This window comes from Tsuneonella sp. HG222 (genome assembly GCF_053819185.1).
Genome location: NZ_JBSOQZ010000002.1, coordinates 141,295 through 153,282, shown reverse-complemented (window position 1 = coordinate 153,282; position 11,988 = coordinate 141,295). Strand labels below are relative to the sequence as shown.

Sequence of the window (11,988 nt, the reverse complement as noted above, 5' to 3'; positions counted from 1 at the left end):
CTGCCTGATGGAGGCCGGAATGCCTGTTCCACCCCTGCCCTGGGACGGCGGCTGTCGCTGCGGCAAGGTGCGCTTTCGCATCACCCAGGAACCGCTAGTCACCGGGGTCTGCCATTGCCGGGGCTGCCAGCGCATGACGGCCAGCGCCTTCTCGACGACGCTGACCTTGCCGGCGGACGCCCTCGAGATCGTCGCGGGTGAGCCGGTGGAAGGCGGAATGCATGGCGACCTGGCGCGGCACCATCATTGCGACTGGTGCAAGAGCTGGCTGTTCACGCGCATGCCGCCGGAGCTAGGAGCCGTGAACGTCAGGGCCACGATGCTCGACGATGCCGGCTGGTTCGTCCCCTTCATGGAAACGCAGACAGCGGAAAAGCTGCCGTGGGTCACCATCCCGGCACAGCGCTCGTACGAGCGTTTTCCCGATTCGAGCGAGTTCTCCGGATTGATCGAGGCCTATCGCGCGCAGGCCTGACCGGACTGCGCGGGCAAGCCCTGCGCTCCACCGGTCGACCCGATGCTTCCCATCGCGATGCCCGTGTTCGTCTGCGGGGCGTTCACCGACCATGACATTGCACCACGCGCGCACCGGCCGCGGAAAGCCCCTCCTCCTGGTTCACGGACTTGGCGGCAATCTTCACTCGTGGAGCACGATCGCCCCCGAGCTTGCCCGGCATCGCGAGGTGATCGCGATCGACCTGCCGGGGCACGGCCGTTCGCCCGCGGAGCCGGACAGCGGGACCTTTGCCGGACTGGCGCGCAGCCTCGACGAATGGCTGGAGCGAGAGGGGCTGGCGGGGATCGACATGGTCGGCAGTTCGATGGGCGCCCGGCTGGTGCTGGAAATGGCCCGCCGCCGCAAGTCGGGGGCCGTGGTGGCGCTCGATCCCGGCGGCTTCTGGCAAGGCTGGGAACGGACGTTCTTTCGCACGACGATAACCGCCTCCATCGCCCTCGTTCGCGCGCTGCGCCCGGCCTTGCCCGCGATCGCCGGGACCGCCGCAGGCCGCACGATGCTGATGGCCCAGCTGTCCGCCAGGCCGTGGGCGCTCGAGCCCGACGTCGTCGCCAGCGAGCTCAGGTCCTTCGCCGACACGGAGACGTTCAATTCGCTGGTGATGGATCTCGCCACGGGCCCGGTGCAGCAAGGCATCGCGCAGTCCGCGGCACCGATCGCGATCGGCTGGGGCCGCAAGGACCGCCTGTGCCTGCCGCAGCAGGCAGCGCGCGCGCAGGCGGCATTTCCCGGTGCGAGGCTGCACTGGTTCGAGAGAAGCGGCCACTTCCCGATGTGGGACCAGCCCGGCGAAACTGTCGAACTGATCCTGGAAACGACTGCGCAGCCGGGGCCGGCCTAGCGCTCCGCCGGGCTCGTCGTCTCCAGGCCCTTGGTGAACATCAGCCGCTGGAAGCGCACCTCCGGGTCGGCGACCATGGCGCGCATCCCCTGCAGCATCGCCTCCAGCCGCGCCCCGTCGCCGTCGCAGGCGTGGAACACGAAGTCCTTGTAGGCGCGGGCCTGCGGGTCGGTCTTGTCGAGGAACACCGCGCGCCGCTCCGCCGCCCAGGTGTCGAGCAGCGCCGGGTCGGCCCCCTCCAGCACGACCGCTGCCAGTGTCGGCCACAGCGCGTAGGCGTCGAACAGGCCCGTAGTCAGGCCGAAGCCGCCGGTCGGGTTGGTCACGTGCGCCGCGTCGCCCGCCAGCACCACGCGGCCCTGGCGGAAGCTGGCCGCGCACCGTTGGTGCATCTTGTAGGGTGACGCCATCACGACGTCATAGCCGCCCCCATTTGTTCTGGGCCCCGGCAGCAGATGCTCGAAGGCGGCAGGGATGCGTTCGGCAAACGTTTCCTCGGGCAGGCTGGCGTCTTCCATGTAGGTGCAGCGCCACAGGCCTTCCCTGGTGATCTTGACGATCACCGCGCCCCATTGCGGGTCGATCACCATGTTCGACTGCAGGTAGCCGCCGCTCTCGAAATCGTGGTGGATGTTGGTCGCCACGAACCGCTGCGGCCAGGTCATCCCGTCGAAGGTGAGGCCCAGCGCCTTGCGCACCTCGCTGCCCGCCCCGTCCGCGCCGATCACCCATTTCGCGCGCAGCGTTTCCGGTCCGCCGGGTGTCTCGACCGACAGCGTGACGCCATCGCCGTCCTGCGCGAGGCCGGTGAAGCGGGCGTTCCACATCACCTGCGCATTGCCCAGCGCTTCCAGCCGCCGCCGGGCGATCTCGGCCAGTTTGTCCTGCCCCATGTTGATGTTGTAGTTGAACGGCGTCACCCGCCCGACGACCGAGATGTCGTATTCGAACGCCTCGCCGGTCGCCTTGTGCAGCCAGCGGTAGTCGTTCTTGGTGTAGCCGACGCGCTCGCACTCCTCGCGGATGCCGAGCCGCTCGAGCCCGTCGAGCATCGACCAGTGATAGACGCACGCGCGCGGGCTCTCGGCGATGCCCGCGGCGGCTTCGACCAGGCACACGCGCACGCCGGCCTGCGCCAGCCCCAGAGCGGTGACGAACCCGGTCGGCCCTCCGCCGACGACGATGACGTCATGATCGACCATGAAAGCAGCATGGCGGGCTATCGTTAGCCTGCAAAGGGTCTTTCGCCGGGCAACCGCCTCGCCTACGCTAACGGCTGTTAGAGTCGCGAAGGCTCGGCGGGGAGAGAGACTTGGCGCTCAGCGAATTTTCCGAAACCATCGACGCGCGCGGCGGCAGCTACGCCTTGCGCGGGCGATACGACGAACGCTTCCGCCCGGCGGTGGAGGCTTTCTGCGAGAACTTCCGACAGGAAGAGGAGCTGGGCGCCGGGTGCTCGGTGGTCCTCGACGGCGAGACCGTGGTCGACCTGTGGGGCGGCTGGGCCGATGCGGCACGCAGCCAGGAGTGGGACGAGCACACCACCGTGTGCATGATGAGCGTCGCCAAGGGCGTGACCGGCATCGCGTTCAACATGCTGATCGACCGCGGGCTTGTAGACCCCGACCGGCCGATCGCGCAGTACTGGCCCGAGTTCGCGCAGAACGGGAAGCAGAACATCACCGTGCGCATGGCGGTCGACCACACCGCGGGGATTCCGGTGCTGACCGACGACGTGATGACGCCCGGCGGGTTCTTCGATTACGAAGGCTACATCCGCGCGCTGGAGGTGCAGCATCCGCTGTGGCAGCCCGGCACGCGCGCCGCTTACCACGTGCACAACCAGGGCTTCCTGCTGGGCGAGATCATGCGCCGGGTCACCGGGATGACGGTCGGCCCGTTCCTGAAGGAAAACGTCACCGGGCCGCTTCACGCCGAATACTACATCGGCGGGATGGACGAACAGCAGCAGGCCCACGTGGCCGAGGTGCTGCCCAACACCGGCGCACGGCTGTTCGCGGCCAAGGACACCGCCATGCCCGAACAGCCGACCACGCCGGAAGGCTGGCAGGACGGCGCGGTGCTGCGCAAGTTCGCCTTCCTGCAGAACCCGAACGAGCCCTGGCACACAACGATGAACTCGCCGATCTGGCGCACCTGCGAGATCGCCAGCGGATCGGGTCACGGCAATGCCCGCGGGGTGGCGCGCATCTACGGCGCAACGGTGGGCGCGGTCGACGGGGTGGACCTGCTGTCCGACGCGCAGCTCGAGGCGATGATTACCGAACGTCACAACCAGACCGAGCTGCTGCAGGAGCGGCCCTATCACCAGGCCAACGGCGTGCTGCTGAACACGCCGGCGGCGGTCTACATGGGCCCCAACATGCGCAGCTTCGGCCACCATGGCCTGGGCGGATCGATCGGCTTCGGCGATCCGGACGCGAAGCTCGGCTTCTCGTATTGCTGCAACCAGATGCACGCGGTGGGCGACAACGGCCCGCGCGCGCGGCGCCTGATCGACGCCGTCTATTCCGCTCTCTGAAGGACTTACGATGGACCAGGAAATGTACGACAAGGGCATGAAAATCCGCCGCGAGGTGCTGGGCGACGCCTATGTCGACAAGGCGCTGAGCAAGTCGGGCCCGTTCAACGACCCGCTGCAGGAACTGGTCACGACCTATTGCTGGGGCTGGAACTGGGGGCGCGAAGGGTTGCCGCGGCGCGACCGCAGCCTGATCAACCTCGCCATGATCGCCACGCTCAACCGGCACAACGAGCTGAAGGTCCACGTGCGCGGCGCGCTCAACAACGGCCTCAGCAAGGAGGAAATCCGCGAGGTGCTGCTGCAGGTCGGCATCTACGCCGGCATCCCCGCCGCGGTCGACAGTTTCCGCATCGCCAACGAGGCCTTCGCCGAGATCGAGGCCGAGGGCGCCGGGGAGAACAGCTGATGGACGAGACCACCCGCCTCCGCATCGAGCACGATTGCGGCAAGCTGCCGCTGCTTTTCGCCCGCCACGCCGATTTCGGCGACCATGCCGCGCTGGCCGCGCTGTTTGCGCAGGACGGCACCTACGACCGGCCGTTCCAGCCGGGCTTTCCGTTTCACGGCCGCGCGGCGATCCAGGCGATCTTCCGCGACCGCCCGCCGATCCTGGTGCGGCATCTGGTCACCAACGTGCTGGTCGAAGCGGTCTCGGAAACCCGCGCCACGGGCAGCAACTACGTGGTGATGATGTCGAACCACGAACTGGTCGAACCGCCGCAGTCGGCCAACGGTATCTTCGTCGGCGGGTTCGACGACGAATATGTCTTCGAAGACGGCGCCTGGCGCTTCGCCAGCCGCAAGGGCCACCTGGCGCTCCACGAGGGCGGGAAGATTCCGGCGTTCCCCGTGCCGAGCGACGAAGCGAGAGGACTTTCGAAATGAGCGTGACCGCCGCCAACGCCGCCGAGCAGCTGGTGCTCGACTTCTTCGAAGTGCTCTCCTCGGGCGATCTCGAGGAACTGCGCCGCTTCTATCACGACGGGTCGGTCTGGGAGCCCAAGGTCAAGGATATCGCCGGGGCCGGCAAGCACGTGGGCATGGACATCATCGACAAGTTCCTCGCCCCGGTGCGCGGGATGTTCAACCCGGGCGATCCGAAGGTCCACGTGCAGAACATCTTCAGCCGCGAGGACGGCTCGGGGGCGTGGGTCTGCGTCGAATCCAACAGCACCGGCGGGCTTCCCGACGGCAAGACCTACGATAACGACTACTGCTGGGTGTTCGAGGTCTCGAACGGCAAGATCGACGCGATGCGCGAATACATGGACAGCCATTACACCGCCAAGCTGTTCGGCATGGACTGAGCAAGGTGAACAGCGTGATCAAGCGCTTCATCGACCGGCCGGTGCTCATATCCGGGGCCGGCAGGGGGCTCGGCGAAGGCATCGCCAGGCACCTCGCGGCCGAGGGCGCGGTCGTCGGGCTGGCCGATATCGACGGCCCATCCGTCCACGGCGTGGCGCAGGCGATCACCGACTTCGGCGGCCGGGCCTTCGCCTACGAAGCGGACCTGGGGCGGCGGCAGGCGTTTTTCGACGTCGCCGGGCACTTCGCGAAAGACGCCGGTCCGCTGCGCGCCGTCATCAACAACGCCAGCGTGCTGGTCTACGAACCGATCGAGAACGTCACCGAAGAAACGCTCGACCGGATGCTCTCGGCCGGGCTCAAGAGCGTGTTCTGGGGGGTCCAGGCCTTCCTCGCGCACCGCGACGAGGGAGCGCCTGGGGCGATCATCAACTACTCCTCGCCGGTGGCCTATCGCGGGCGGCCCGGCACCGGCGCCTACACCACGATCAAGGCGGGCATCGCGGGGCTGACCAAGGTCCTCGCCGGCGAGCTCGGCCCGCGCGGCATCCGCGTCAACGCCATCGCGCCGGGCAGCGTGCCGACCCCGGCGACGACCGGCTTCGTCAGCGCCGAAGACTACGAAAAGCGGGCGAAGAACATTCCGCTGCGGCGCAACGGCACGCCCGAGGACGTGGCCCAGGCGGTCGCCTTCCTGCTGTCGGACGAGGCGGCGTTCATCAACGGGGCCATGCTCGCCATCGACGGCGGCATCATCGCGGCGGGGTAAACATGGCGAACATCTGGCAACAACGGCTCGATACCCTGCGCGAGGTCATCCGCGCCGACATCGCGCGCGGCGACTACTTCGGGGCGGTCCTGACCGTCGGGCGCGGCGGCGACGTCGTGTTCGCCGAGGCGCTCGGCGCGCAGGACGGCGCGGGCGAGCGGCCGCTGAACTACGACGACGTCTTCTCGATCTTCTCGGTTACCAAGGCGTTCACCAACGTGCTGGTGATGAAGGCGATCGAGGAAGGCCGCTTCGCCCTGACCACCAAGGTGCGCGACGTGCTGCCCGAATTCACCGGTGCCCCACGCGAGGATGCGACCTTCTACCACCTGCTGACCCACACCGCCGGGATGCCGGGCGTGTGGACGCCGCAACCCGGCATGTATCTCGACCGGCTGCAGGAGCTGTTCGAGGCGAGCATCGCCAATGTCGCGGGCGAGGTCCCCCCCGGCACGCGCTGCGATTATTCGCCGCTGGTCAACCACGTGCTGATGGGCACCGCGCTGGTCCGCACCGACCCCAAGGGGCGCAACTACCAGACGCTGCTGCACGAAGACCTGTTCGCCCCGCTGCGCATGGACAGCACCCGCATGGGGCTGCGCGCCGACCTGAAGGAACGGCACGTGAAGCCCGACATGCGCGGCACGGTGCCGATCCAGCACCTGTCGCGCAACCTGCCGGGCGATCACGCGCTGTTCGAGGACCCGGAGGTAGAGGCGCCGCACGTCGGCTGCGCCTCGACCAGCGGCGACCTCTACCGCTTTGCCGAAATGCTGCGCCGGGGCGGCGAACTGGACGGCGCGCGCATTGTCTCGCCCGCGATGATCCGCCTGGCCAGGCAGGTCCATACCGGCACGATGGTCAATCAGCTTTACGAGCGCGTGGCACTAGGCGCCGGCTGGCAGGTGCCGCCGGCCAACCAGGGCATCGGTTTCCAGGTGCGCGGCACCGGCGTGTTCCACCACCTGTTCGGCAGCCTCGCCAGCCCCGAAACCTTCGGCAACTACGGCGCGGGCAGCACGATGTTCTGGGTCGATCCCGCGGCCGACGTCAGCTTTGCGCTCACCAGCGCGGGCGTGATGACCCAGGCCGCCAATATCGAACGCTGCGGAAAACTGAGCGACATCGCGCTTTCCGCCATGATCTAAGGAATTATCAGTGGCAGACGCCGACATCATCGTCATCGGATCGGGCCATAACGGCCTGGTCGCCGCAGCCTATCTCGCGGCAGCCGGGCGCAAGGTCCTGGTGCTGGAGCGCAACGCCTGGTTCGGCGGCGGGGTGGTCAGCCGCGAGCTGACCCGCCCGGGCTACATGCACGACCAGCATTCGATGAGTCACATCTTCATCCAGGGCAATCCGCTGCTGCTGAACGACGAGCTGGGCCTCAAGCGCAAGTACGGGCTGCGTTACGTCTTCCCCGATGTGCCGATGATGAGCGTGTGGGAAGACGGCACGACGCTTCCCCTGCACCGCGATCCGGCGAAGTCGGCCGAGGCCATTCGCCGTTTCAGCCACAAGGACGCCGAGACCTTCCTCGAGCTCAGCCGCCAGGCCGCCGAATGGCTGCCGATGATCCAGGCCGGGCTCTACGTTCCGCCCATGCCGCTGGGCGCGCAGACCGCGATGATGGACCAGTCGTCGGAGGGGCAGGAGATCATGCGCACGATGGGCATGAGCACCTTCGACCTGATGGAAGAGCTGTTCGAGCACGACAAGATCAAGGCCCACTTCGGCCGCGTGGCGGGCGAGAACCTCGTCAGCCCCGACGAGAAGGCGACCGGGATCGGCGCTTACGTGTTCCTCGGCTTCCTCGAGAAATTCGGCTTCGGCGTGCCTGTCGGCGGCTCCGGCAGCCTGACGAACGCGCTGATCGCCTGCATCGAGGACCACGGCGGCGCGGTACGGGCTAATTGCCCGGTCCGCGAGGTGGTGACCGACGGCAGCCGCGCGACGGGCGTCGTGCTCGACAGCGGCGAGCGGCTGTCCTGTGCCGATGGCGTGATCGGCGCGATCCACCCGCACCTGCTGCCCGAAATGGTCCCGTCCGTCGCGCCCGGCGTGGCCCGGAACGCCCTGCGCACCCACATCACGCCGGCCGCCTGCTTCACCGTGCATGCCGCGCTCGACGCGCCGCTGCAGTTCAAGGCCAGGCGCCCCGACGGAGGCGAGTTGTCGGCCGTGATGTACGAGCTGATGCCGGCCAATTATGAAGACATGCGCCGCGCGTTCGACGAGTTGCGGTACGGCAACATGAGCCCGACGCCGCTCGTGGGCGTGGGCCAGTTGACCCAGCACGATCCGTCGCGATGCCCCGATGGCAAGGCGATCTTCCACGCCTGGGACTACGTTCCCTACGAACGCCCCGACGGGCGCAGCTGGGACGAGGCCAAGGGCGAATTCGCCGATTCCATCGTCGCGCGAATGGGCAACTACATCGAGAACGTGCCCGACGTGGTGCTCGAGTACCACTGCGATTCGCCGGTCGACATGGAGCGCACCAGCCCCAGTTTCTTCCGCGGCGACCTCCACGGCATTGCCACCACCACCTATCAGTCGGGCAGCCATCGCCCCACGCCCGAGCTGGGCCAGTACCGCGTGCCCGGGATCGACCGGCTCTACCTGGTCGGGCCGTTCCAGCATCCCGGCGGCGGCGTGTTCGGCGCGGGCCGCGCGACGGCGATGGTCATGGCCGAGGACCTCGACATCGAATTCGACGACATCGCCGTAGCATGAGCGCGGCGGCCGTCTGGACGGGAGAAATGCAGTGACCAAGCGCCACGAAGGCAAGGCCATGATCGTTACCGGTGCGGCCGGCGCGATCGGATTCGCCACTTGCGAGATCCTGGCCCGCGAGGGCGCGCGGGTCATGCTGGTCGACATCGACCGGGACAACCTCGAGAAGCGGACCGCCGAACTCCGCTCCGCCGGTCATGACGCCGTCAGCCACCTGGCCGACATTTCCGACGAAGAGCAGGTCAGGGGCTACGCGCAGGCCGCGCTCGACGCGTTCGGCAAGGTCGACGGGTTCTTCAACAACGCGGGGATCGAAGGCACGCTGGCCCCGACGCACGAATACCCGGTGGATGAGTTCGACAAGGTGCTGCGCGTCAACTTGCGCGGCATGTTCCTCGGCCTGCGCTACGTGCTGCCGCACATGGTCGCCGCCGGAAAGGGCGCGGTGGTCAATACCGCGTCGATCGGATCCGAGCGGGGCCTCGCGGGCGCCTGCGCCTACAATGCGGCCAAGCATGGCGCGGTCGGTCTCACGCGCACCGCCGCGAGCGAGGTGGCGCAGAAGGGCGTGCGGGTGAACTGCGTGATGCCCGGGGTGATCGAGACACCGCTGCTGGTCGGCATGCTCGAGCAGATGTTCGACGACGTGCAGGCCGGGATGGACAAGCTGGGCCAGGTCGCCACGCTCAACCGCGTCGGCCAGCCGCGCGAGGTGGGCGACGTGGTCAGCTTCCTGCTCAGCGACGAGGCGAGCTACGTCAACGGCGCCAAGTGGGAGATCGACGGCGGCGCGCTGGCGACCATCCGCAACGACGTCTAGCCGTCGATGCCGCTCACGCGGAAATTGCCGATCCACGAACGCGCGCCCTGCACCGCAGTGCAGGCTATTACCGAAACTTCTTCGTCCGCCCGGTAGATCCGGCACAGTCCCCGCGCCTCGTAGGACCTGCCCGACCGTTCGGTGACCGTTTCGACCACCAGGCGGTCTTCCTCCCACCGGCCGCTGAAGCTCAGCATCCGCGCGTCCCACGCCGTTTGGAGGAAATCGACCCCTTGCGGACCGGTCACGACGCGGTTGCAGGTGGTCCGCACCTCGAGCGGAACCGGATCGCCGAGGCCGGGGGGATAGAAGCAGCGCCCGTCGAAGGCGGAGGGTGGGGGGTCGGCAAAGGCCGAGGTTGCCAGGGCGAGGACAATCAGCAGCATCCCAACGGCTTACTCCTTCCCCGGCGGTGCGGCCAGCCGCTTAACCATGGTACCGGAACCGCCGCCCCGCACGCATGTTCTAAAGGAAAGACAAGGAGGCAGATCGAATGATTGGCAAGATTCTCGGCGGCATCGCCGGCAAGCAGATCGCGGACCACACTTCGGGCGTGAGCGGCACGACCGGGATCGTCGCCGGTGCGCTGGCGGGCTCCATCCTGCGCCGCGCGAGCATTCCCGCGCTGATCGCGGTGACCGCGGGCGGCTACGCGTTCAAGAAGTACAAGGACCGCAAGGATGCCGAGGCTTCCAAGCGTGCCAGCTTCGAAACCCCGCCCAAGGTGAAATCCTCGGCGACCTAGGCGCTTCGCGCCGGGTCGAGCCCGGCGTCTTCCTCCACGATCCGGGCCATCGCGGTGAAATCGGCATCGTCGCCATAGGTGGCGAGCGTCCGGTCGAGCAGGCTGGCGAGGCGCTCGCCGGTCGGGAGCGGCACGCCCATGGCCCGGGCTTCCTCCAGCGCGAGCCGCGTGTCCTTCAGGCTGAGCTGCGCGCTGAAGCCGAAATCGAACGTGCGCGGCAGGACCGCGCGCGGCCACTTGTCGCGCGTGGCGGAGTTGGCCCCCGTCCCGGCGTTGAGCACCTCGATCATCCGCGCCGGATCGAGCCCGGCCTTGATCCCCAGCGTCATCGCTTCGGCCGTGGTGGCGATCGCCGCCAGGCTGAGGAGGTTGTTGGCCAGCTTGGTCACCTGGCCCGCCCCGGGGGTCGAGCCCATGTAGAACGGCTTGCCGATATGCCGCAGCAGCGCTTCGACCTCGGCCCACTGCGCCTCGGGTCCGCCCGCCATGATCGCCAGGGTGCCCTGCTCCGCGCCGCGGATCCCGCCCGAGACCGGGGCATCGAAACTGGCGATGCTCAGCGGGTCGAGCATCGCATGAAGGTCCTGCGCGAGCGCGGGCCCCGAGGTCGACAGGTCGACCAGGATGCGGGGCCTTCCTTGCGAAACGATCTCCTCCGCCGCGCTGCGGACGATGGGCGGGGTCGGCAGGCTCATGAACACGATGTCGCACCGTTCGCCCAGCGCCGCGGCCGATCCCGCCGCCTGTGCGCCCTGCGCGACCAGTCCGGCGACGGCGTCAGGCGACAGGTCGTGCACCAGCAGGGTTTCCACATGCGGCAGCAGGTTGGCGGCCATCGGCGCGCCCATGCGGCCCAGCCCGAGAAATCCGACGGTAGTCATTGCGTCTCCATGATGGGTCTGTGCGGCGCGAGATCGACCCGCGCGATGTCGTTCTCGCCCGGGAAACAGGCCAGCACCAGCGGGTCATGGCCGGGAATCAGGTGGTCGAGCGAGCCCCCCGCCAGGTCGAGCGCTCGTTGCTGCGCCCGGCGATAGTCCGCCTCGTCCACGAAGATCGGGAAGGGCACCCCGCGGGTCAGGTTGGCGTAGAGATGGGCCGCGTCGCTGGCCAGCACCACGGTGCCGCGCGCCGTCTCGCAGCATACCACCATCAGTCCCGCCGTGTGGCCGTGCGCGAGCCGCAGCATGATCCCCGGCGCGAATTCCTCGTCCCCATCGTGGAACACCACGCGGTCGGCATAGAGCTTGCGCACCAGGTCCGCGACCGGCTCGCCGTCGAACGGCGCGCGGGTCGGCGCATCGCACACGTGGCGGCTGGTGGCGAAGGCCAGTTCGGCGTCCTGCACGTGAAACCGCGCATTGGGAAAATGGCCGAACGACCCGGCATGATCGTAATGCAGGTGCGTCAGGATCACGTCCTTGACGTCGAGATGGTCGATGCCGGCAGCCTGCAATCCCTCGCGCACTGTCCGCGTGATCACCCGCCCGCGCGCCATGGCCGCCTCCTCGCCGAAGCCGGTGTCGACGATGACGGGCGGTTGGCCGTCGCGGTGGATCGCCCAGACGAAGTAGTCGAGCGGCATCGGCAGGTCGTGGTCGTCGACCGCCTGCGTGAAGTTGGCCGCCGCGGTGCGCTCGTGCCGCGCGTAACGAATGGCGTCGATCCGCGTGACGGGCGCAGGATTTCCGCCGGACGCCATGATTA

General features: G+C 68.1%; 15 protein-coding genes. 11 read left to right on the top strand and 4 right to left on the bottom strand.

Annotated features, from left to right (window positions below; translation table 11 throughout):
* The first annotated feature begins 19 nt into the window (after positions 1–19).
* Entirely contained in the window at positions 20–475 is a 456-nt protein-coding gene (locus ACWPMZ_RS12365) for a GFA family protein (protein ID WP_455704365.1), read from the top strand.
* 91 nt (positions 476–566) lie between these two features.
* Positions 567–1,358 (top strand): alpha/beta fold hydrolase, encoded by a 792-nt coding sequence (locus ACWPMZ_RS12360; protein WP_455704364.1) that lies wholly within the window; start codon positions 567–569, stop codon positions 1,356–1,358.
* On the opposite strand, the gene ACWPMZ_RS12355 is transcribed toward ACWPMZ_RS12360, so the two are convergent.
* Positions 1,355–2,560 carry an FAD-dependent oxidoreductase gene (locus ACWPMZ_RS12355; protein WP_455704363.1) on the bottom strand — a complete coding sequence of 402 codons (1,206 nt, stop codon included), beginning with the start codon at positions 2,558–2,560 and terminating at the stop codon, positions 1,355–1,357. The genes ACWPMZ_RS12360 and ACWPMZ_RS12355 overlap by 4 nt on opposite strands.
* Positions 2,561–2,670: 110 nt before the next feature.
* Here ACWPMZ_RS12355 and ACWPMZ_RS12350 point away from each other — a divergent pair, with 110 nt between their 5' ends.
* From ACWPMZ_RS12350 to ACWPMZ_RS12315, 8 genes are read left to right on the top strand one after another with little or no spacing between them, the layout of a single operon-like run.
* On the top strand, positions 2,671–3,900 hold the full coding sequence (locus ACWPMZ_RS12350) for a serine hydrolase domain-containing protein (protein ID WP_455704362.1): 1,230 nt from the start codon (positions 2,671–2,673) through the stop codon (positions 3,898–3,900).
* A 10-nt stretch (positions 3,901–3,910) separates the two neighbouring features.
* A complete protein-coding gene (locus ACWPMZ_RS12345; RefSeq protein ID WP_455704361.1) occupies positions 3,911–4,309 on the top strand; it encodes a carboxymuconolactone decarboxylase family protein in 399 nt (132 codons plus the stop codon).
* Positions 4,309–4,788 (top strand): nuclear transport factor 2 family protein, encoded by a 480-nt coding sequence (locus ACWPMZ_RS12340; protein WP_455704360.1) that lies wholly within the window; start codon positions 4,309–4,311, stop codon positions 4,786–4,788. The genes ACWPMZ_RS12345 and ACWPMZ_RS12340 overlap by 1 nt, the downstream gene beginning before the upstream one ends.
* The gene (locus ACWPMZ_RS12335) at positions 4,785–5,210 is read left to right on the top strand and encodes a nuclear transport factor 2 family protein (protein ID WP_455704359.1); all 426 of its coding nucleotides are present in this window, start codon (positions 4,785–4,787) and stop codon (positions 5,208–5,210) included. The genes ACWPMZ_RS12340 and ACWPMZ_RS12335 overlap by 4 nt, the downstream gene beginning before the upstream one ends.
* Positions 5,211–5,215: 5 nt before the next feature.
* Positions 5,216–5,980, top strand: coding sequence for an SDR family NAD(P)-dependent oxidoreductase (locus ACWPMZ_RS12330; RefSeq protein ID WP_455704358.1), 765 nt, complete (start codon positions 5,216–5,218; stop codon positions 5,978–5,980).
* Between the two features lie 2 nt (positions 5,981–5,982).
* A complete protein-coding gene (locus tag ACWPMZ_RS12325; protein WP_455704357.1) occupies positions 5,983–7,128 on the top strand; it encodes a serine hydrolase domain-containing protein in 1,146 nt (381 codons plus the stop codon).
* A gap of 10 nt (positions 7,129–7,138) precedes the next feature.
* Positions 7,139–8,716: a phytoene desaturase family protein gene (locus ACWPMZ_RS12320; protein WP_455704356.1), complete on the top strand. Its 1,578-nt coding sequence runs from the start codon at positions 7,139–7,141 to the stop codon at positions 8,714–8,716.
* A gap of 31 nt (positions 8,717–8,747) precedes the next feature.
* Positions 8,748–9,536, top strand: coding sequence for an SDR family NAD(P)-dependent oxidoreductase (locus ACWPMZ_RS12315; RefSeq protein ID WP_455704355.1), 789 nt, complete (start codon positions 8,748–8,750; stop codon positions 9,534–9,536).
* Here ACWPMZ_RS12315 and ACWPMZ_RS12310 read toward each other — a convergent pair.
* A complete protein-coding gene (locus ACWPMZ_RS12310; RefSeq protein WP_455704354.1) occupies positions 9,533–9,922 on the bottom strand; it encodes a hypothetical protein in 390 nt (129 codons plus the stop codon). The two genes, ACWPMZ_RS12315 and ACWPMZ_RS12310, sit on opposite strands and share 4 nt — an antisense overlap.
* Before the next feature lie 107 nt (positions 9,923–10,029).
* Between ACWPMZ_RS12310 and ACWPMZ_RS12305 the strand changes: the two genes are divergently transcribed.
* Complete coding sequence (locus tag ACWPMZ_RS12305) at positions 10,030–10,281, top strand: hypothetical protein (protein ID WP_455704353.1); 252 nt, start codon at positions 10,030–10,032, stop codon at positions 10,279–10,281.
* Here ACWPMZ_RS12305 and ACWPMZ_RS12300 read toward each other — a convergent pair.
* Together ACWPMZ_RS12300 and ACWPMZ_RS12295 are read right to left on the bottom strand one after the other, a co-directional pair.
* Positions 10,278–11,162 carry an NAD(P)-dependent oxidoreductase gene (locus tag ACWPMZ_RS12300; protein ID WP_455704352.1) on the bottom strand — a complete coding sequence of 295 codons (885 nt, stop codon included), beginning with the start codon at positions 11,160–11,162 and terminating at the stop codon, positions 10,278–10,280. The two genes, ACWPMZ_RS12305 and ACWPMZ_RS12300, sit on opposite strands and share 4 nt — an antisense overlap.
* A complete protein-coding gene (locus tag ACWPMZ_RS12295) occupies positions 11,159–11,983 on the bottom strand; it encodes an N-acyl homoserine lactonase family protein (protein WP_455704351.1) in 825 nt (274 codons plus the stop codon). Before ACWPMZ_RS12295 ends, ACWPMZ_RS12300 begins: the two co-directional genes overlap by 4 nt.
* Positions 11,984–11,988: the final 5 nt, after the last annotated feature.

Bases quoted from the DNA above. Each gene is read 5' to 3' on its own strand.
- ACWPMZ_RS12325 (WP_455704357.1), top strand. From the start codon at position 5,983: ATGGCGAACATCTGGCAACAACGGCTCGATACCCTGCGCGAGGTCATC.
- ACWPMZ_RS12305 (WP_455704353.1), top strand. From the start codon at position 10,030: ATGATTGGCAAGATTCTCGGCGGCATCGCCGGCAAGCAGATCGCGGAC.
- ACWPMZ_RS12345 (WP_455704361.1), top strand. From the start codon at position 3,911: ATGGACCAGGAAATGTACGACAAGGGCATGAAAATCCGCCGCGAGGTG.
- ACWPMZ_RS12365 (WP_455704365.1), top strand. From the start codon at position 20: ATGCCTGTTCCACCCCTGCCCTGGGACGGCGGCTGTCGCTGCGGCAAG.
- ACWPMZ_RS12300 (WP_455704352.1), bottom strand. From the start codon at position 11,162: ATGACTACCGTCGGATTTCTCGGGCTGGGCCGCATGGGCGCGCCGATG.
- ACWPMZ_RS12335 (WP_455704359.1), top strand. From the start codon at position 4,785: ATGAGCGTGACCGCCGCCAACGCCGCCGAGCAGCTGGTGCTCGACTTC.
- ACWPMZ_RS12310 (WP_455704354.1), bottom strand. From the start codon at position 9,922: ATGCTGCTGATTGTCCTCGCCCTGGCAACCTCGGCCTTTGCCGACCCC.
- ACWPMZ_RS12340 (WP_455704360.1), top strand. From the start codon at position 4,309: ATGGACGAGACCACCCGCCTCCGCATCGAGCACGATTGCGGCAAGCTG.
- ACWPMZ_RS12355 (WP_455704363.1), bottom strand. From the start codon at position 2,560: ATGGTCGATCATGACGTCATCGTCGTCGGCGGAGGGCCGACCGGGTTC.
- ACWPMZ_RS12360 (WP_455704364.1), top strand. From the start codon at position 567: ATGACATTGCACCACGCGCGCACCGGCCGCGGAAAGCCCCTCCTCCTG.
- ACWPMZ_RS12295 (WP_455704351.1), bottom strand. From the start codon at position 11,983: ATGGCGTCCGGCGGAAATCCTGCGCCCGTCACGCGGATCGACGCCATT.